The organism is Streptomyces sp. NPDC004126, assembly GCF_050275515.1.
GTDB lineage: Bacteria > Actinomycetota > Actinomycetes > Streptomycetales > Streptomycetaceae > Streptomyces.
In genome coordinates, this window is the sequence record NZ_JBNNPF010000002.1 from 140535 (window position 1) to 159769 (window position 19235).

The 19235-nt window shown below is 74.8% G+C and carries 13 protein-coding genes and 1 pseudogene; 13 read left to right on the plus strand and 1 reads right to left on the minus strand.

Features of this window, described 5'->3' with window-relative positions:
* The 12 genes and pseudogenes from ACQKM2_RS03180 (at position 1) to ACQKM2_RS03235 (ending at position 14983) form a co-directional block, all read left to right on the plus strand.
* Entirely contained in the window at positions 1-1110 is a 1110-nt protein-coding gene (locus tag ACQKM2_RS03180) for a protein kinase domain-containing protein (protein ID WP_427706289.1), read from the plus strand.
* Entirely contained in the window at positions 1098-1748 is a 651-nt protein-coding gene (locus ACQKM2_RS03185; protein ID WP_427705978.1) for a 4Fe-4S single cluster domain-containing protein, read from the plus strand. Before ACQKM2_RS03180 ends, ACQKM2_RS03185 begins: the two co-directional genes overlap by 13 nt.
* Positions 1745-3184 (plus strand): hypothetical protein, encoded by a 1440-nt coding sequence (locus ACQKM2_RS03190; RefSeq protein ID WP_427705980.1) that lies wholly within the window; start codon positions 1745-1747, stop codon positions 3182-3184. The genes ACQKM2_RS03185 and ACQKM2_RS03190 overlap by 4 nt, the downstream gene beginning before the upstream one ends.
* The gene (locus ACQKM2_RS03195; RefSeq protein WP_427705982.1) at positions 3172-5289 is read left to right on the plus strand and encodes an AAA family ATPase; all 2118 of its coding nucleotides are present in this window, start codon (positions 3172-3174) and stop codon (positions 5287-5289) included. Before ACQKM2_RS03190 ends, ACQKM2_RS03195 begins: the two co-directional genes overlap by 13 nt.
* A complete protein-coding gene (locus tag ACQKM2_RS03200; protein WP_427705984.1) occupies positions 5286-7379 on the plus strand; it encodes an Hsp70 family protein in 2094 nt (697 codons plus the stop codon). Before ACQKM2_RS03195 ends, ACQKM2_RS03200 begins: the two co-directional genes overlap by 4 nt.
* Positions 7379-8569 carry a TRAFAC clade GTPase domain-containing protein gene (locus tag ACQKM2_RS03205; protein WP_427705986.1) on the plus strand — a complete coding sequence of 397 codons (1191 nt, stop codon included), beginning with the start codon at positions 7379-7381 and terminating at the stop codon, positions 8567-8569. Before ACQKM2_RS03200 ends, ACQKM2_RS03205 begins: the two co-directional genes overlap by 1 nt.
* Positions 8566-11067, plus strand: a complete 2502-nt coding sequence (locus ACQKM2_RS03210; RefSeq protein WP_427705988.1) for a GTPase-associated protein 1-related protein — start codon at positions 8566-8568, stop codon at positions 11065-11067. The genes ACQKM2_RS03205 and ACQKM2_RS03210 overlap by 4 nt, the downstream gene beginning before the upstream one ends.
* Before the next feature lie 6 nt (positions 11068-11073).
* A complete protein-coding gene (locus ACQKM2_RS03215) occupies positions 11074-12624 on the plus strand; it encodes a TRAFAC clade GTPase domain-containing protein (protein WP_427705990.1) in 1551 nt (516 codons plus the stop codon).
* Positions 12625-12728: 104 nt separating this feature from the next.
* Complete coding sequence (locus ACQKM2_RS03220) at positions 12729-13106, plus strand: PadR family transcriptional regulator (protein WP_427705992.1); 378 nt, start codon at positions 12729-12731, stop codon at positions 13104-13106.
* 292 nt (positions 13107-13398) lie between these two features.
* Positions 13399-14400: pseudogene (locus tag ACQKM2_RS03225) on the plus strand (PAS domain-containing protein); the annotation flags it as partial.
* A gap of 95 nt (positions 14401-14495) precedes the next feature.
* On the plus strand, positions 14496-14738 hold the full coding sequence (locus ACQKM2_RS03230; RefSeq protein WP_427706312.1) for a hypothetical protein: 243 nt from the start codon (positions 14496-14498) through the stop codon (positions 14736-14738).
* Positions 14735-14983, plus strand: coding sequence for a hypothetical protein (locus tag ACQKM2_RS03235; protein WP_427706314.1), 249 nt, complete (start codon positions 14735-14737; stop codon positions 14981-14983). Before ACQKM2_RS03230 ends, ACQKM2_RS03235 begins: the two co-directional genes overlap by 4 nt.
* Before the next feature lie 6 nt (positions 14984-14989).
* On the opposite strand, the gene ACQKM2_RS03240 is transcribed toward ACQKM2_RS03235, so the two are convergent.
* Entirely contained in the window at positions 14990-16153 is a 1164-nt protein-coding gene (locus ACQKM2_RS03240) for a PP2C family protein-serine/threonine phosphatase (RefSeq protein WP_427705994.1), read from the minus strand.
* A 213-nt stretch (positions 16154-16366) separates the two neighbouring features.
* Here ACQKM2_RS03240 and ACQKM2_RS03245 point away from each other — a divergent pair, with 213 nt between their 5' ends.
* Positions 16367-19228: a peroxidase family protein gene (locus ACQKM2_RS03245; protein WP_427705996.1), complete on the plus strand. Its 2862-nt coding sequence runs from the start codon at positions 16367-16369 to the stop codon at positions 19226-19228.
* The last annotated feature ends 7 nt before the right edge of the window (positions 19229-19235 follow it).

Genomic DNA, 19235 nt, shown 5'->3' on the forward strand with positions numbered 1-19235 from the left:
ATGGCCCTCACGGTGGTGTCCGCCGGCGGGCACACATGGCGCCTGACGCACCGGATCGGCAGCGGCTCGGAAGGGGTCGTGTACGCCGTGGACCACGCGCGCCCGCTGGTGGCCAAGCTCGTCCCCGCCCCGCCGGACCCGGACGCCTACCGGCGCCGCATCGCCCGGCTGGTCCGTCAGCGCCGCGAGCCGCGAACCGTCCGGCTGCTGTCCGGAGCCACCCCGCGCGCGGCCTGGCCGATGGTGGGGGTCCGGGCCGGCGGGCCGGGCCCCGACGGAGTGGACGGCTACGTGATGGCCGACATGCGCCACACCCACCGGCCGTTCACCCACCTGCTGACCCCGCAGGCCCGTACGACCCGACTCCCCCACGCGACGTGGGCCACCGCGCTCGCCGCCGGCCTCTCGCTCGCCCGCCTCCTCGCGGACCTGCATGCCGAGGGCTACGTGGTCGGCGACCTGAAGCCGGACAACCTCTGGGTCGACGCGCACGGCGGGGTCGGTATCGCCGATGTCGACTCCTGGCAGTTCACCGACGGCGGCGAGGTGTTCGCCGGACGGATGGGCAGCCCGGGCCACACGGCACCCGAACGGATCGGCGCGCCGACGGGTACCGCGCCGGACCGGGCGGCCGACGACTTCGTGCTCGCGGTCCTGGTCCACGAGCTGCTGATGTGCGGGCTCCACCCCTTCGCCGGGCACCCCGCGACCGACTCCGGCTACCTCTCGTACGACGACAACGTCCTGCACGGGCGGTGCCGCCTGCTCGACCGGGCCTCGGTGGTCCTGCCCCGGTCCGCGCCGCCCGTCGACCTGCTCCCGCGCCGGCTCACCGCCCTCTTCCGGGCCGCGTTCGGCGGGGTGCGGCCCCCCGCCTCGGCCTGGGCCGACGCGCTGGCCGCGGAGTCGGAGCCGGCGCGGCTGAGGACCTGCCGCAGGAACCCCCTGCACGTGCACACGGCGGAACGGCCGTGGTGCCCCTGGTGCGACCTGGCAGAACACGGCGCGGACGGCTATCCGGCCCGGGCCTCGGGACCGCCCGCCGACGGCGCGGCGCGGTACCCGAAGGGCGTGAAGAGCATGAAGGAGAACACCGCATGGCAGAGGTGACCCGGCTCTCGGTGGCGAGGAGGCTCGACCGCTGCACCGTCCTGGGGCCGGGGACCCGGGCCGTGATCTGGGTGCAGGGCTGCCCGCTGCGCTGCCGGGGCTGTGTGGCGGCGGAAACCCTCCCCTTCGAGGGCGGCACCGGACACACCGTCGCCGAACTCACCGACTGGCTGTGCGGGTTGCCGGACATCGAGGGCGTCACCCTCTCCGGTGGCGAGCCCTTCAGCCAGGCGGCCGCGCTGGCCGCGCTGCTCGACTCCGTCCGGGCGCGGCGCCCCGACTTCGGCGCGATGGCCTACTCCGGGTTCCGGTACGAGGCCCTGCTCCGGGGCGGTCCGGAACGGCGCGCGCTGCTGCGGCGCCTCGACCTCCTCGTCGACGGGCCGTACGTGGCCTCCCGGCGGCACGGCCTGCGCTGGCGGGGCTCGTCCAACCAGCGCATCGTCGCCCTGACCGACCGCTACGCGCAGGTCGGGAGCGAGCCGGACACCAGCGCGGGAGTCGAGCTGTCCGTCGAGGCCGACGGGTCGCTGTCCTGGGCGGGGGTGCCGCCGGCTCCGGGGTTCCGGGAGGGGTTCGAGGAACGACTTGCGGCACGGGGCTTCGTCCTGCGGGCCGAGGCAGGGAGGGAAGCATGAGCGGATCACCGAAGTACAGCACCGTCACGGTCGCGCCGGCCTACGCGCGGCTGGAGGCGGAACGGCGCCGGGCCCGGGAGGCGGCACGCCGGCGGCAGGAGGCGCAGCGCGCCAGGGAACGGGCCGAGCGTGCCGCGCTGCGGGCCCGGGAGGCGGCGGCGCGCCGGGAGCGGGCCCGGGCGGAGGCCGAGCGCAGGGAGGCCGAGCTGGCCGCCCGCCGGGCCGCCCGGCAGGAGGCGCACGCGGCGCGGTCGCGCGAGGAGCAGTCCGGCGCCGACGTCCGCCGGCTGGCCGAGGTGGGGGAGCTGCTGGGCCGGATCGGCGCGCAGGACTCCGAGGTGCGGGACCTGCGGGAGCAGTTGGGCCTGCTGCGGGCCCGCGTCGGCCGCGCCGAGGACCTCGGCGCGGCGATCGAGGAGCTGCGCGGCCGGGTGGTGCTGCTCGGCCGGGAGGGAGGGGCCCCCGACCGGGGCGCCGGCCACGGGTCCGTCCTGGCCGGGCTGGAGGAACGCCTCGCGCGGATCGGGCCGGAAGCCCGGGAGCACGACCGGCAGGGGTACCAGTACTGCGTGGGCCTGCTCGGCGAGCTGCGTGCCGCGGCCGGCCCGGGCGGGGAGACGCGCTTCCGGGCGTTGCTCGGCACGGTGGAACACGCCCTCGCCCGGCACGCGGCGACCGCCGGGGAGCGGGCCGCCGAGGAGCTCCGCCGGGCCGATCGGGCGCGGGAGGCCGCACGGCAGGCGGAGGAGAGCGCCGCCGCGCGGGAAGCGGACCGGCGGGCGGCGGAGGAGGCCGAGCGGGAACGGCTCGCGGCGGTGCTCGCCGAGGCGGCGGACCGGCTCGGGGTGGTGCGGCAGTCGGTGCAGGACGCGGCTGCCGAGGCCGTGGAGCTGGCCGATCCCGAGCTCGCGGAGCGGATCGAGGCGGCGCTGGCCTCCGTCACGGGCGCGCTCGCGGCCGGGGCGGCGGCGGAGGCGCTGACGGCGGTCGCGGCGCTGGAGGAGCTGCTCGTCGGAGCCGAAGCACGGCTGGACGAACTCCAGTTGGCGTATACGCGGCGGATGGATCTCGCGCAGGCGCTGCAGGACGCCATGCTCGGCGAGGGTTTCGCCTTCACCGGCGGCGCGGAGCAGGACGGTCGCCTGCTGATGAGCTTCGAACGCCCGAGCGGGGCGACGTACCGGACCACGATCGGCACGGACGGCGAGGACGCCGTCCTGCTCTACCAGGTGGACGGCGAGCCCGACGTCCTTCTGCGTCCGGATCCGGACGGCGCGGTGTGCGACCGCACCGAGGACCTCCTGGAGCGGGTGCACGAGGCGATCGTCGACCGCAACGACTTCGTCCCCGGTGAACTCGGCTGGCAGGGCAAGCGCTCCGGGGGGCAGCCGCCCAAGCCGCCGGCCGCCGCGAAGGACTGGACGTGGACACGGTGAGCGCGGCCGACTGGACGAAGCGGGCGAACGGCGCCGAGGCCGGGGGGCGCCCGCCGGCCGCGGACCTCCGGGGCGGACATCCGGGCGACGGGGAGCCGGTCACCGCGGACGGCATGATGCCGCTGTGGGCGGTGTCGCTGGACTGGGAGCTGCGCCGCGGACGCCAAGTGATCATGAACGGGCAGATCAGGGACCGCTGGTGGTTCGCCGACCGGCCCGCCTCCTTCCGCACGGTGGTCGCCCGCCAGCTGGAACGGCGCGGTGCGCAGACCGTCGGCTGGTGGGACCCGGTGGGCGGCCTCACCTTCCCGCTGCCGGGCCATGCGGAACACTTCGACCGCTTACGGGAGGGGCGGCCGTCCGAGGGGCCGCGGACCGCCGACGGGGTGGCCGGGACGGCCTCGGACGCCGCGGGGCGGCCGCCGACGGGCGACGGGAACCCGGAGGGCGCGCCCGACGGCGGGACCGGCTCGGCACGGACGCGGCGCGGCGGCGAGCGGGACCGCGGCCGGGAGCGCCTGCTGGCGCCCCGGCAGCCGGGCCGGCCACGGGCCTTCGAGGACGTCGTGGCCACCGTGCACCGCCTCGTGGCTTCGCCGGACGCGGCCACCGCCTTCGTCTTCGAGGACGTCGACCACCACCTCCCGGCCGACCAGGCCGAATCCCGCCTGGGCTATCTCAGGCTGCGCGCCGCGATGACGGAGGCCGTGACCCCGCACACGGCCGCGGGCCCGGCGCCGCACGCGCGCAACGCGGTCCTGTGCGCGGTCGGTGACATCGGACGGCTGCCCGGCTGGTTCCACATGGAGGACCCCCGGATCGCCGCCCTGCACATCGCCCCGCCCGACCCGAGCGAGCGGCGGCTGTGGCTCAGCTGGCTGCAGCGCCGCTTCAACGGGGCGCAGGACGCCTCGCGCGCCGACCTCGAAGCCCTCGTCGGCGCCACCGACGGCATGACGGGCTGGGACATCGACTCCTTGGCCAGGACCTCGTGGCTGCGCAACGCGCCCCTGCGCAAGCCGGACCGGCTGATGGAGCTGCACCGGCTCAACGTGAGCGTCGATCCGTGGACCCAGCTCGACCGGGAGACGGTCGCGGGGGCCGCCACGGCCCTCGGCACCCGGGTGGTGGGCCAGTCCACGGCCGTGAACGCCGTCGCCTCGGCCCTCCAGTCCGCGTTCGTGGGCGTCGACTTCGGCAGTTCGGGGACGGCCCGCCCCCGGGGCGCGTTCTTCTTCGTGGGGCCCACCGGTGTCGGCAAGACCGAACTCGCCAAGGCCGTCGCCGAGTTGATGTTCGGTGATCAAAGCGCCTACGCCCGCTTCGACATGAGCGAGTACCAGCAGGAACACGCCGCCGAGCGGCTGGCCGGTGCGCCGCCCGGCTTCATCGGCCACGAACAGGGCGGGGAGCTGACCCGCCGGGTGCAGGAGCGTCCGTTCAGCGTGCTGCTCTTCGACGAGATCGAGAAGGCCCATCCCAAGGTCCTGGACAAGTTCCTGCAGATCCTGGAGGACGGCAGGCTCACCGACGGGCGCGGGCAGACGGCGCACTTCTCCCAGTGCCTGATCATCTTCACCTCCAACACGGGTGCGGAGCAGGTGCAGAGCCTGCTGGAGGAGCGGGACGAGCTCTCGTACGGGCAGCTGGAGGCGCACTTCACCCGGGCGGTGGAGGACAAGTTCCGCCAGATCGGCAGGCCGGAGATCTACGGGCGGCTGAAGCCCGGGGTGGTCGTCTTCGACATGCTGCGCCGCCGGCACGTCGTCAGCATCGCCGACCGGCTGCTGCGCCAGCTCGCCGAGTCGGTCCGCGAACGCCACCGGGTGGAGCTGGTCCCCGACGCGGACACCCTGCACCCGTGGATCACGGAACGGATGTCGGACCCCGAGCACCAGGCGTACGGAGGACGCCAGATCCGCAACGAGCTGGAGCTGGTGCGCTCGGCCGTCGTCAGCCACCTGCTGGCGCACCGGCCGGACCCGGGCAGCCGGATCCGGGTCGGCGTCGCGGCCGACGGTACGGCGCGGGTCACCCCCGACGGAGCGCCGCGGGACGGCGGCGGTACGGCGCCGTTCGCGGCCGAAGGGAGCGGACGAGCATGATCGCCATCGACCTCGGGCACCGGTTCGGGCGCGTCGCGCGGGTCGGCCCCGACGGCCGTCCCGAGGTGACCACGACCGAGCTGGCCGGCGTGGACGGGGTGCTCGACCCGGTCCGCGCGCTGCCGCGCCTGCTCGGCTCCTCCAGGGCCGACGAGGACCTCGTCGCGGGGAGGGCGGACCGCACGGCCCTGGTCGGACTCCCCGTGTCGGGCGGGCGGGAGGACGAGCTGCGGTACGCGGTGGAGCGCGCCGGGCTCGACGTCGCGCGCGTCGTACCGGAGCCCGTGGCCGTGGCCCTGCACTACGGGGCGATCGCGGAGGGCGTGGACCACACGGTCCTCGTCTGCGACCAGGGGGCGACGACGCTGGACCTGACCGTCCTGGCGATCGCCCCCGACCTCACGGTGCACGTGGTCCGCGCCGTCTGCCTTCCGCTCGGCGGCGACGCCTGGGACGCGGCGGTAGCCGCGGAACTGGCCGGCGGCCTGCCGGAGGGCGCCGACCCGCTCCGGGCGGCGCAGACGCTCCGGCACCTGCTCGACGGCTCGGACGTCGCCACCGGGTCCGTGGAGGACGCGGCCGGCGTGCGGCACCCGCTGACCCTGGAACGGACCGCGTTCGAGCGGGCGGTGGCGCCCTTGCGGGAGCGCGTGCTCGCCGCCGTCGCGGAGCAACTGGCCACCGCGGAACCGGCGGTGGACACCGTGCTGCTCGCCGGCGGGATGAGCGCGGCGCCCGAGCTGCGGGCCGGGATCGGGGCCCTGCCGGCGGCGCGGGGCCTGTCGGTGCGCTGTGACCGGCCCGGAACGGCCGTCGTGCTGGGGCTGCTGTCACTGGGGGACTTCGGCGTCCTGCGCGTCGTCACCGGAGCCGCCCCGCCCTCGTCGCGGGCCGGGGCCGGGTACGCGATGCCCGGCGCCGGTCACCCCCGCGCGGAGGCCGGCCACCCCGGCCGGGACGCCTCCGGACTCCGGGCGGACCCGCCGCGCGCCGCCGCCGCGACGGACCCCGAGCCCCGTACCGGGCGCCCCCGGGCGGAGGACCCCGAGCCCGGGTCGCGGCCGGGCTGCGCGTCGGCCGTCCAGGACGCCGGGCCGACGGCCGGGCCCACGGCCGGGCAGACAGCCGGGCCGGGCGGACGCGGGAACGCCTTCGAAGCGACGGAGCCCGAAGGGGCCGGACAACCGTCCGCCGGACCCGGCGGCGCGGCAGCACCCCAGGCAGAACCACCGTCCGCCGGACCCGGTGACGCCGGAGCACCCCACGCGGAGCCGCCGCACGCCGGACCGCATCCCGCGGGGCCCCCGTACGCCGGTCCGCCGGAGGACGGCCCCGCGCCCACCGCCGCCGCCCCCGCCGGGGCGGCAGAGCCACCCCCGCCGCGGCCCGGGGCCGCGCCGCCCGGTCACGGCGGCACGTACGACGCCGCGGCCGGGGCGGGGCCGGGGACCGAACCCCGGGTCCTGTTCGCGGTGCCGGTCGACCAGCTCCAGGTCGTCCGGCGCGGGGACCACCTCCTCGTTCTCTGGGCGTGGCCCGAGGGCTGCCTGAGCGCGCGGGTCCGCTGGCGCCGCGAAGGCGGCACCGCCGGCGCGGCCCCCGGGGACGGGGACGTGGTGTGCCGGCGCCGGGTGTACGAGCACGACGGCGGGTTCGACCTGGCGGTGGGCCGGGGAGCCGTCACCCTCACCGTGGAGGCGTGGGTGCCGGAGCTCCACGAGGGCTGCGAGGGCGCCTCCTCGCTGCTCGTCCCCGCCGCACCCACCGTCGTCGTGTACGAGCCGACCGTGCGCCGGCGCCTCAAAGGCCGGGTCGCTTCGGTCACCTTCACCTCGGAGACCGGCTGCGACCTGCCCGGTGTCCGCATCGTCCACAGCCTCGGCAGCTTCCGTCCCACCAACACCACCGAGGGCACCGTCCTGCACGAGGTGCCCGCGCAGCGGCTGTCCGCGGGCGCCCCCATGACCGTGGAGTTCCCGCTGCCCGCCACGCGCGGCCCGTCCTGGCTGGTCTGCTTCCCGGCGGACGCGGGCGCCGAATCCGCTATCGACATCCGCCCGACGGCGCTGCACAGACTGCGAGTCACCTGATGGCCAAACGTCTCACCTGCCCCTACTGCTACGAGGGCTTCACCCCGCGGGAGATCCGGTTCCGCTGCCACAGCCGCCTGACCCGGACCGGAAAGCAGTGCGCGCGCCGCCGCGACCAGGTGCTCGATCAGCGCAAGGGGCCGCGTCGCAGCCACGACCTCGGCCCGGACTTCGCCGCGGACGGCCGCAAACCCACGGCCGTGTGCCCGGACTGCGACGGTGAGAGCACGTACCGGATCTGCCCGGTGTGCCACTCCGAACTGCCCGTTCAGTTCGGCATGGTGGACAACCGGCTGATCGCCATGGTCGGCCCGAAGGCATCCGGCAAGACCGTCTACATGACCGTGCTCCTCCACGAGGTGCGCCACCGGGTGGGAGAGGCGTACGGAGCGGCCCTGATGGGCACGGACGACACGACGATGCGGCGCTACAGCTCCGAGTACGAGGACCGGCTCTACCGCGACAACCAGATGTTCCCCGGCACCCAGACCGCCTCCACCACCCTCAACCAGGTGGACCCGCTGGTCTTCCGGTTCGGCATGCGCCGGCGCACCCTGCTCGGCGAACGCCCGCAGCACACCGTCCTGTCGTTCTTCGACACGGCCGGTGAGGACTTCAGCTCCCGGGAGAGCGTGGAGCTCAACACCCGGTACCTGGCCAACGCCGACGGCATCGTGCTGCTGCTCGATCCGCTGCAGATGCCGGGCGCCCGCGACAACGCGCTGCCCGGCACGCCCATGCCGGGCACCGAGGGCCTGGACTCCCCCGTCAACGTCCTCTCCCGGGTCACCAGCCTGCTCCTCGCTCCGCGCTCCGGCCGCTCGGGCCAGTTGCTCGACACCCCCGTGGCCGTCGTCTTCTCGAAGATGGACGCCTTCTGGCACCTGCTCGACCCCGGCAGTCCGCTGCGGGACTACGCTCCCCCGCGCGGCCGCTTCGACGTCGGCGACAGCCTCAACGTCCACGAAGAGGTGCGCCGGCTCCTCAAGGACTGGGACGGGGTTCCGATCGACCACCTGCTGAACACCCACTACTCCCGCTACCGCTACTTCGGGGTCTCCGCCCTCGGCCGCAATCCCACCCCCGACGCCCGGGTGGCCCCCACCGGAATCCAGCCCTACCGGGTGGCCGACCCGCTGCTGTGGCTGCTGAGCGAGTTCGGCTCGGTGCCGAAGGCGGGCCGCGGATGAAGCACTTCCAGCAGCTCTACTACACCTCCTGCGAGCACGGACTCAGCGGGTTCTCCGGCTTCCAGTTCAACGCCGTCAGCGCGGGCGTCACGGCGGAGACCCGGCTGGCCGTGGAGGCACTGGCCGGGTACGAGCCGCCCCGCTCGCTGGTGGAGTCGGACACCCCGGAGTCGCTGGAGCGCTGCCCGGTCAACCTCTGCTACCGGCCCCACGACCGGGCGGGGCTCGGCGCCACCGCGCTGTGCGTGCGGTACGTGGGCCGCGACTCCGCCCGGCGCTTCGGCAACTACTTCGCCCACGCCCTGCACAGCGACGACTTCCCGGAGGCCGGGGGCGGTCTGCTGCCGATCGAGTTGTGGAACTCTCCGGTGTGGACCCGCACGGTGTCCCCGAACACGGAGATCCCGACGCTGTCCCGGCCCGCTCCCGGGCCGCTCGACGTCCGTGCCGTGGGCGAGTTCCTGCGCGGCCACCCCCACGCGGCCCGGTTGCCGGAGCTGCTGGCCGCCGCGTTCGCCGCGCTCACCGAGCACGGCTCGGTGGTGGTGGTCGACCATTCGACCGAGCGGATCGCGCACTGGTTCGCCGCGGTCTGCTACCTGCTGCCGCCCCCGCTCTCCCGGGGCCTGTCCTTCGCCACGTACGTCCTGCGCCCGGCCCGCAGCCGGCTGCACCTGATCGGCACCGTGCCCGAGCCGCAGCTCGCCTTCGCCCCGGACGACGAAGCGGCCTACACCGTGTTCGACTTCGCCCGGGGCGTGTTCCCCGAGGTACCCGTCCCCGCGCTGGTCCGGCTCCTCACCGGGATCGGTGTCGACTCGGTCCGGCCCGTCTGGTCCTGGACGGCGGACTACGCGGAGGGCGGGGAGGAGACTCCGGACGACTGGCACGCCCCCGTCGCCGCGGCGGCGGTCTCCGGCGGCATCGCGCTCGCCGCGGCCGACGTCCGGGCGGTGATCGACTGGCTGGCCGGGGCCGGCCATCTGGGAGCACGCGCGGCGGCCGTCGCCTCCGCCGTCCACCGTGAGCACCGGGGCCTGGACGACTCCCAGCTGACCGCGCTGAGCGCGGCCGCGAGGGCCGGCGGTGACGGGGCGGTCCACCGGGAGATCGAGGGAAAGCTGTACCGGATGCGGATGCGGGCCTACACGAGCGCCGCCGAGGACCTCGTCGAGCCCGTGCCGATCACCGATCCGGTGGCCCGCGAGCGGGCCACCGCCCTCTGGGAGCGGCTGCTGGAGACCGAGGTGCGGACGGCGCGCGAGCGCACGCGCCTGCTGCTCTGGGCCGTCGGCGCCCGCCTGCCCGTGCCGTCGGAGGTCATGGCGCGCGAGACGCTCACCCTCGCCTACGTGCTGCTCGGGGCGACGGCGCCGGCGCCGGGCTTCCGCCGCGAAGTGGCCGAACTCGTCCGCGTCCTGCCGGTGATGAGGACCTCGCTGGCCACGGCGGTGGAGGAGGCGCTGCAGCGGCGCACGGGGCAGGAGCAGCTCTTCGCGCAGTTCCCCGCCGAGCTCCTGCGCGAGGGCGACCTGGCGGGCCGGCCCCTGCTCATGGAGTACCACCTGCGGGCGCGGGCCGAGCGCGATCCCTCGAACACGGTCCCGTACATGTTCAAGATCCTGACGATCCGCGGACGCACGTCGCCCGACGAGGAGTTGCTCCGCGGCCTGTGGCGGCAGCCCTCGCGCACCTGGACGCACCGGGAGGCGGCCCGTATCGCAGCGGAGCTGCCCGCATCGGAGCCGGTGGACGCGGTGGTCGGCGAGTGGTTCGACCGCGCCCTGAGCCAGGGCATCGAGGACGAGGACGCGCTCACGGACTGTCTCGAACTGTGCCGCGTCCTCTCCCACCCGCCCCGCTCCGCCTGGCTGCCGCCGGGCGCCGCGGAGCGCGTGCGGATCACCCTCGAACTCGCCTTCGCGCTCCGTCACGCCCGCGAGGCCACGGAGCTCTTCGCCGAGTTCGCGATCCCGGAGACCGGCCCGTGGTCGGCGCCGCGGGCGTTGAAGCGCCTCTACCTGGCGCCCGCCATGCTGCGCCTGCCCGTGGACGTCGGCCGGCTCCGCGGCCGCCTGGCGGAGCTGACCCCCCGCGGCCTGGACCGGTACCTGGGGCTCCTGCACCAGCGGCTGACGGGAGGTGGACCGGTCGACGACGTCCTGCTCGGTCATGTCGCCACCGTCGTCACCCTGCCCGAGGGGTCCCGGCTGTCCCAGGCCCAGGAGGAGACCGTCGCCGCGATCCGGGCCCATCCCGAAGGGCACTGGAGCGTGACCGACCTGAAGCAGCTGGAGGAGGCGGTACGGCCCCACGGGGCCGCGCTCGCCGACCACTACGCCGAGCGGGCCGAGGCCCGGCGGCCCGGGCCGCCGCGTCCTCCCCGCTGGCACGCGCTCCTGGGCCGGCTCACCGCGCGCGCTTCCGCCGACCCGCCGGACCCCGTGCGGCCCGACGCCCCGGCATCCGGCAACTCCCGCAAGAAGAAGGGACGGTGACGCTCCGTGACTGAGATCGGCAGGTTCGTCCTGCTCCCGGCCCTCTTCCTCTTCGGGCTGTCCGCCTACCTGCCCTTCGCCCCCCTGATCGCCACCCTGCGGGGCCTCGCGCTCGTCATGCAGCTGCTCGCCGGGTACGGACGCACGCTGGTCGGCGTCATGTACCGGCGCACCCCCGAGTTCCGGACGCTGCCGCCCTACCGCCCCCAGGACGAGGAGGTGAAGGCGTACCGCAACTACTTCTTCGGTCCGGCCTCCCGCGACCTGCGCCAACTGCTCACACTGGTGGGGCGCTCGTACGCGACGACGGTCGGCGACTCCTTCCGCACCGTGACCACACGGCAGTTCGTCGCCCCGACCCGGCACCGGGCCTTCACGGTGCCGTACGGCCTGACGCTGTACCTCGGACTCTGCGCGGGCGCGCCCGCGGCCCTTCCGCTGCTCGGCCTGCTGCTCGCCCTGCACGCGCTCGTCCTGGCCCTGCTGACGGGCGGGGCCCGGCTCCTCGCCGGCGCCCTGAGGGCCGTCGACCGGGCGGTGCTGTGGATGAAGCGGCTGCGCACCGGAATGCTCTGCCCGCACTGTTTCGAGCGGGTGCCCTACCCGGCGTACGACTGTCCCAGCCCCACCTGCCGACGCCGGCACGCCGACATCCGCCCGGGGACGTACGGCATCTTCCGGCGCCGCTGCGAGTGCGGACAGCGCATGCCGACCCTGCTGATGCTGATGGGCCGGAACTCGCGGCTCCAGGCGTACTGCGTCCACCCGCACTGCGGGAAGCCGATGAACACGGACGCCGGCCACATGCCCGAGGTGGTGATACCGCTGATCGGCGGACAGGCGGCGGGCAAGACCCAGCTGATGGCGGCCATGCTGCTGTCCCTGGAGCACGCCGCGGCGAACGGCGGTCCGGCGATCACCCTCGCCGACGAGGAGTCGGACGCCAACTACCAGGTGCTGCGCGAAGTGCTGCGGATGCGGGGGCACACCCGCGCCACCCAGAAGAACCTGCCCCGGGCCCACTCCTTCATCCTCGGCGGCGGCCGGTCCCGGCGGCTGGTCCACCTCTTCGACACCGCCGGCGAGCGGTTCGTCGACCGCGAGGACACCGATGCGCTGCGCTACGCACGGGCCGCGCGCACCTTCGTCTTCGTGCTGGACCCGATGGCGGTGAAGGCGTTCTGGAGCACGATGGACCCGCCCCCCGGCCCGCTGCTGGACCGGACCCTCGGATCCACGGTGGATCCGGAGGAGGTCTTCGCCCGCTCGGTCCAGGCCGTGGCCGCGATGGGCGCCCCGCTGCAGCGCTCGCGCCTCGCGGTCGCCATCAGCAAGACGGACCTGCTCGCCGGGCAGGGCCTGGTGCCGACAGCCCTCGAAGACAGTGACGGCGCCCGGACCTGGCTCCGCGAGGCGCTCGGCCTGCACAGCCTCGTGCAGGCCATGGAGCTGAACTTCCGGGAGGTCCACTTCTTCCGCACGGCCGCGGTGGTGGACGAGGAGGCCGGGGTGGACGGCAGCGTCGCGGGGTTCGTCGAATGGTGCCTGCGGGGCTGACGCGCGGGGCAGCACCGAACCGCCTTTATTCGCACGTGAGTTCATGCCTTCGGAGGCTTCTACTTAGGTAGACGACGCGTCTTCTACCTAAGTAGATTGCCGCCATGCCGGACGTGAACCTGACGCCGCACACCCAGACGCTGCTGCGCGCCCTCCTCGGCCAGGGCGTCGACATCGGGCAGCGCTCGGTGGTGCTCACCGAGGGGCTGTACGGGCTGGACCTGTCCCGGCGCACCGAGCTGCCCAACGGCACGCTGTTCCCCATCCTCGAACGGCTGCGCCAGGCGGGCTGGGTGGAGCGGTACTGGGAGCAGGACGCCATAGCCGAGGCCGAGGGCCGCCCCCGCCGCCGCTTCTACCGCATCAGCCCCAAGGGTGCCGTCCTCGCCCCGCAGGCCCTCGCCCATGCGAGCGCCGCGGCACCGGTGACGTCGCGGCGTGGCCACGCCCGCCCCGGACTGGCCGGAGGTACCGGTGAGTGACCGCAGTAGCGTGACGGCCGCCGCACGGCCCGGCCGGCGGGTGGCACCGTTCCTGCTCGCAGCCGTCTGCGCCGGTTACGCGGCGGGGTCCGCCCTGGGCTGGGGTGGCTCCCGGGAACTCGCCCTCCTCATGGGCGAGTTCGTACCGAGTGCCACGGCCGCGATCGCCGCCGGGGCCTGCTTCCGCCAGGGGCGGGCCTCCGACGACCGTTCCCGTCCCGCATGGCTGCTGCTCGCGCTGTCGTTCACGACGGCCGCGCTCGGACACCTGGCCGCCCCACTCCTGACGTACTTCACGCCGTCCGCCGTCGTGGGGCTCCCGCTCCTGGCCAGACGGCCCGTGACCAGAGCCGGCTGGATCTGTCTGGCACTCGACATGTGGGTCGTCGGCAGCTCCCTGTTCACGCTGTACCTGAGCCTGTTCCCGGCCGGCGCCGTCCAGGACGCCGTCCCCCTGCTGCTGGACATCGCCCTCGTGGCGATGGCTCTCGTCCTGCACCTCCGCCGTTCCGGGGCGGGCCGCCCGGCCCTCGGCACGGTCGCTGCCGCACTGGCGTCGATCGCGGTGGGCGACCTGCTCGTCACGGCTCCCCTCCACGACACCGCCTGGTTCGGAGGTCCGCTCCTCATCGCGTACGCGCTCCGGAACTCCCGGCGGACGAACGCGTCCGAGCCTCCCCCGCTGCCCGGCGTCCGGGCCGAGGGCCGCCCGGCCGGCGCCTCACTGCACGCGCTCGCGCCGTACGTCGCCGCGGCCGTCTGCACGCTCGGGATCCTGTACGACGCCCTCGACGGTGCCATCGACCGCACGGTCCTCCTCGCCGGCGCCGCCGTAGTCCTCGGCATGGTGGTCCGCCAGGGGATCATGCTCCTCGACAGCGTCGCCCTCACCCGTGAACTGGCCCAGAGGGAGAACCACTTCCGCGCCCTGATCCAGTCCTCCAGCGACGTCATCATGATCGCCGCGCCGAGCGGCGTGCTCCGGTACGTCAGCCCCGCCTCCAGCCGGGTCTACGGCCGCGAAGCCGAGGAGCTCGTGGGGCGGGACCTCGCCGACCTGTTCCACCCGGAGGACGTCGGGCACATGGTGTACGAGGTCCGCCGGTTCCTCGGCGCCGACGCCGTGGAGGAGCCCACCACGCTCCTGGAGCACCGCGTCCGGTCCGGCGACGGCAGCTGGCTCGACGTGGACTCCACCCTCAGCCGCTACGAGGGCGGACTGATCTTCAACAGCCGGGACGTCACCCCCCGTGTCCGGTTCCCGGCCCGGATCGGCCGGCAGGCCGATCCGGATCTCCCACCGCCCGCGCCCGGTTTCGCCGCATCCGAACCCCAGAACGACGAGGGCGACACCGGCGATCCGTCCGACGCCGACACCCCCGGGAGGACATGGCTCCGACGGGAACGGGAAAGCCCGAGGGCCGGGCGAAGGAGCCCGGCGGCCGGGTGCTCCACCTCGGAGCCCTGCTGCTGCCCGCGGAGGAGCGGCGCGGGTGGCTGGAGGAGCAGAAGGCCATCCTGTTCGGCCTCCCCGGGCGCCGCGAGCAGTGGAAATGGATCATCGACCAGCTCTTCGCCATGCCCAAATTCGCCTACACCGTCCGCAGCGGCCGCGACAAGGACTCCACATGACCACTCCGCCCCCGCCCCCACCTCCCCGCCCGGAGCCGGTACCGCAGCCCGCAGCGGTACCTCCCGACACGGAGCCCCTCGTCAGCCTGCGGACCGCGCTGGTGCTGCTGACGGCGGCCTTCATCGGCACGGTCCTCGGCGCCCTCACCGCCCTGTCGACGGGCAATCCCGCCGCGGGCCTGATCGCCGCCCTGACCGGATTCGGGGTGGCCACCCTGGGCCTGCACAAGCTGATCGGCCGCTGACCGCGCTCACCGCCCCGCGGCGTCCTGCCGGTCCACGACGAGGAGGGCCACGTCGTCGCCCAGGCGGCCGTGCGTGTGCCGCAGGAGGGCTTGGCGCAGGCCCTCCAGGAAGCCCTGGCGGGAACGGTGCCGCAGGGCGGACATGGCTCCGGCCAGGTCGAAGAAGGTCCTGTCGCGGTCGCGGGCCTCGATGACGCCGTCGGTGTGCAGCAGGAGGCGGTCGCCCGGGGTGAACGGGTAGGTCTCGGTGCACGGCGGGGGCCCGGTGATGAATTCCTCCAGGCCCAGCGGCGGCTGGGGCGTGGCGGGCGTCAGGGGCCGGACCTCGCCGGCGTGGAGGAGCATCGGCGGGGGGTGGCCGCGGTTGACCACCTCGACGTGCGGGCCGTCCGGGACCTGGGCGACGAGGGCGGTGACGAACCCCTCCAGGAGGGCGTCCGCGCCGTCGGGCGGATCCGTCTCGGCGTGGGCGCTGGTGCTTGCGAGGGCCGCGTCCCGGCGGAGGGCCGCCGCGCAGTGGTTGACGACCTCGACCAGGTCGTCCTCGTAGTGCACGGACTCCCGGAAGGCGCCCAGGACCACCGCCGCGGCCCGTACGGCGGGCAGCCCCTTGCCGCGGACGTCCCCGACGATCATCCGGACCCCGTACCGGGTCTGGACGGCGTCGTACAGGTCGCCGCCGATCTGGGCGCCCGTCTCGGCGGCCAGGTACATGCTGGCCGCCCGTACGGGCCCGAGCCGGTCGGGCACGGGCCGCAGCAGCACTTCCTGGGCGGCCGCGGCGATCCTCCGGACCTGGTTGAGCTGGCTCTCCCGGCGCGTGCGGGCGGCGCGGCTCGTCGTGAAGCTCGCCGCCGTGACCAGGGACAGGGCGAGGAAATTGGTGTAGACCTGCTGGCCGCCCCAGGCGTGGTTGTGGGTGGCGGTGATCACGCTGACGACGACGGCCAGGGCCGCCGCCGCGAGCGTGCCCCGGGGGCCGGTCGTCACCGCCGCCAGGGCGGGCGTGGCGACCAGCAGCGGGCCGGTGTAGATGACGTGCGCGGGCGTGAGCTCGATCAGGAGCACCAGCAGGGCCATCGCGAAGGGCACGCACTCCGCGAGGAGGAAGAGGACCTGGTGGTGACCGCCGGCTCCCGGTCCCGGGGGCGAGCGCAGGGGCGCTCTCATGAGTACAGCCTGCCCCTGCCGGACGTGCGGACGCCACCCCGTGCGTCCGGAGGCGGGTGCGCGGGCGCGGCCACCCGAAGGGGCCACGCCGGGAACCCGTCTGCCCCGCCCGGCACGACACGGCCGCCCGCGTGGGGAAACGTCGGGGGGAGTGCAAGGAAGCCCCCGGAGGAAGCCCCCGGAAGCCCCCACCCCCTTCGTGAAGAGGCACGCATGGACGAGGCCGAGCGGTACGAGCGATACGTCGGCGGCAGCCCGGAGACCGAGCGGCTGGCCTTCGCGCGGCTGGCGGAGGAGCTGCTGCGCGTACAGCTCAAGGCGAAGCGCCGCAGCGGCGCGGCGGCCCCGGCTCGGACCTTCCACGCCAAGGCGGTCCTCGGCGTGGAGAACGGGCGTCTGCGGTTCCGCGACGACCTCCCCGAGCCGCTGCGGACCGGGTTCGCCCGGCCCGGCGCCGAGTACCCGGTGACGGTGCGGCTGTCCAACGCCTCCGGGGTACGGCGGCCCGACTCCGCGCCCGATCTGCGGGGGGCGGCGCTGCGCGTCGAGGTGGGGCCCGAGGAGGCGCACGACCTGCTGATGACGAGCTTCCCGGTCTCCCACGCCCGGAACGCGCGCGAGTTCGTGGCCTTCGCCAAGGCGATGGCGGGCGCCGAGTCGCGGCCCGCCCAGGGGTTCGCCCTGTTCGTCAGGCTGCCGCTGGCGGTCGGCTGGTCCACGGCGGCCCGGATGCGGCGCAACGTGATGGCGGGAACCAGGCGCACCGTCTCCAGCCTGGCGCTGGAGACGTACTGGAGCCGGGGCGCGATCCTGTGGGGCGGCGCGGGGCCGGTGCGCTACCAGCTGCGGCCCGCTCCGGGCACCGCCCCCGCCCCGTCGGGGCCGCCGGCCGGCCCCGACGGCCTGCGGGACGAGCTGGGGCGCAGGCTCGGTGCGGGGGACGTCGTCTTCGAGCTGTGCGTGCAGCGCTACGTGGACCCGCGGCGCACCCCGATCGAGGACGGCTCGGCCGAGTGGAGCGGGCGGGACGCACCCGTGGTGCCCGTGGCCACGCTGACCATCCCCCGCCAGGACCTGCACACGGCCGGGGCGCGGGCCGCCGCGGCGCGGGTCGAGCTGCTGGCCTTCAACCCCTGGCACACCTCGGAGGGCTTCCGTCCGCTGGGGAACCTCAACCGGGCCCGCAAGCTCGCGTACGAGGCGAGCAGCGCGCACCGCCTGGGCCGCCGCTTCGTGACCGTGGAGCCGCGCCGCAACGCCCTGCTCGGGGCCCCGCTGCGGGCCGCGTTCCGCTCCGTGAACCGGGTCGTCCCGTGGCACCGGCTGCCCACGCCGGTCGCGCTGCTGAACCTGATGGCGTTCCGGCAGACGCTGCGCCGGCACAACCTGATCGACACCGAGCTGCACGAGGCGCCGCCCCAGGCGGGCCCGGTGGAGCCGCCCGTGGACGAGGAGCTGCTGGTCAGGCGCAGCTACGACGGCAGCCACAACGACCTGTCCGAGCCGCGGATGGGTGCGGTCGGCGCGACGTTCGGGCGTTCCATGCCGCCGGACTACCGGCCGGAGCGGTTCGACGCCCCGAACCCGGTGGTCGTCAGCCGGGAGCTGCTGCGCCGCGAGGCCTTCATCCCGGCGACCTCGCTGAACGTGATCGCGGCGGCGTGGATCCAGTTCCAGGTGCACGACTGGGTGAACCACAAGCGGTTCCCGGTGGGCACCCGGAGCGTCGAGGTGCCGATGCCGCCCGGCACGGACTGGCGCAACACCCCGGGCGGGCCGCGCGAGAAGGTGATGCGGTTCGGTGACGACGAGCCGCTGGACGCGCCCGGGAGCGGGCGGCCGCCGATCCGGTTCGCCGGCGGGGTGTCGCACTGGTGGGACGGTTCGGAGGTGTACGGCGGCGACCAGGCCGTCGCCACGTCCCTGCGCGAGCCGGACGGCGGCGCCGGGCTGCGGCTGGAGCAGGGGCACCTGCCGACGAACGCGGACGGCCTGCCGGTGACCGGGTTCAGCGACAACTGGTGGCTCGGCCTGAGCGCCGTGCACACCCTTTTCGCCCGCGAGCACAACGCGGTGTGCGCGGCTCTGCGCGGCGAGTACCCGCACCTGGACGAGGAGCGGATCTACCACACGGCGCGGCTGGTCGTCTCCGCCCTCATCGCCAAGATCCACACGGTGGAGTGGACTCCGGCGATCCTGGCCACCCGGACGCTCGACATCGGGATGCGGACGAACTGGGAGGGGCCGCCGAAGAAATGGCTCGACCAGCTGGGCGTCTGGCTGCTGGAGGCGGACGCCCGGGACGGCATCCCCAGGACCCTGCCCGAGCACCACGGGGCCCCGTACGCCCTCACGGAGGAGTTCGTCACGGTCTACCGGATGCACCCACTGATCCCCGACGACTACGAGTTCGCCGACCACCGCTTCGGCCGCCGGCTCGACACCCTCGGCTTCGCCGACCTGCAGGGCGCCGCGGCGGAGCCGCTCATCCGCAAGACGGGGCTGGTGGACTCCCTCTACTCGCTGGGCATCGCCCACCCGGGAGCCATCACCCTGCACAACTTCCCGCGCGCGCTGCAGGCGTTCCAGCGCGACGGGGAGGTGATCGACCTGTCCGTGGTCGACCTGGTGCGCACCCGGCGCCGCGGGGTCCCCCGCTACAACGACTTCCGGGCCGGGCTGCACAAGCCGCGGATCCGCCGGTTCGAGGACCTCTCGGGGGATCCGGATACGGTCGCGCGGCTGCGGGACGTCTACCGGTCGGTGGACGACGTCGACACGGTGGTGGGGCTCTTCGCCGAGAACCCGCCCGCGGGGTTCGGCTTCAGCGACACCGCCTTCCGCGTCTTCATCCTGATGGCGAGCCGGCGGCTGCAGAGCGACCGCTTCCTCACCGTCGACTTCCGGCCCGAGATCTACACGCCGCTCGGCATGGACTGGATCGCCCGCAACGGCATGACGAGCGTCATCCTGCGGCACTGCCCCGAGCTGGCGGGCGTCCTGCCGCGCGGGGCGAGCGCCTTCGCGCCCTGGCGGCCGGTCCAGCCGGTCCGCAACCACGACGGCCGCGGCTGAACGGGGA

What these genes read in the sequence shown, in the direction of transcription:
- ACQKM2_RS03180 (WP_427706289.1), top strand. Translation starts at nt 1, where the DNA reads ATGGCCCTCACGGTGGTGTCCGCCGGCGGGCACACATGGCGCCTGACG.
- ACQKM2_RS03185 (WP_427705978.1), top strand. Translation starts at nt 1,098, where the DNA reads ATGGCAGAGGTGACCCGGCTCTCGGTGGCGAGGAGGCTCGACCGCTGC.
- ACQKM2_RS03205 (WP_427705986.1), top strand. Translation starts at nt 7,379, where the DNA reads ATGGCCAAACGTCTCACCTGCCCCTACTGCTACGAGGGCTTCACCCCG.
- ACQKM2_RS03220 (WP_427705992.1), top strand. Translation starts at nt 12,729, where the DNA reads ATGCCGGACGTGAACCTGACGCCGCACACCCAGACGCTGCTGCGCGCC.
- ACQKM2_RS03235 (WP_427706314.1), top strand. Translation starts at nt 14,735, where the DNA reads ATGACCACTCCGCCCCCGCCCCCACCTCCCCGCCCGGAGCCGGTACCG.
- ACQKM2_RS03200 (WP_427705984.1), top strand. Translation starts at nt 5,286, where the DNA reads ATGATCGCCATCGACCTCGGGCACCGGTTCGGGCGCGTCGCGCGGGTC.
- ACQKM2_RS03230 (WP_427706312.1), top strand. Translation starts at nt 14,496, where the DNA reads ATGGCTCCGACGGGAACGGGAAAGCCCGAGGGCCGGGCGAAGGAGCCC.
- ACQKM2_RS03210 (WP_427705988.1), top strand. Translation starts at nt 8,566, where the DNA reads ATGAAGCACTTCCAGCAGCTCTACTACACCTCCTGCGAGCACGGACTC.
- ACQKM2_RS03245 (WP_427705996.1), top strand. Translation starts at nt 16,367, where the DNA reads ATGGACGAGGCCGAGCGGTACGAGCGATACGTCGGCGGCAGCCCGGAG.
- ACQKM2_RS03240 (WP_427705994.1), bottom strand. Translation starts at nt 16,153, where the DNA reads ATGAGAGCGCCCCTGCGCTCGCCCCCGGGACCGGGAGCCGGCGGTCAC.
- ACQKM2_RS03190 (WP_427705980.1), top strand. Translation starts at nt 1,745, where the DNA reads ATGAGCGGATCACCGAAGTACAGCACCGTCACGGTCGCGCCGGCCTAC.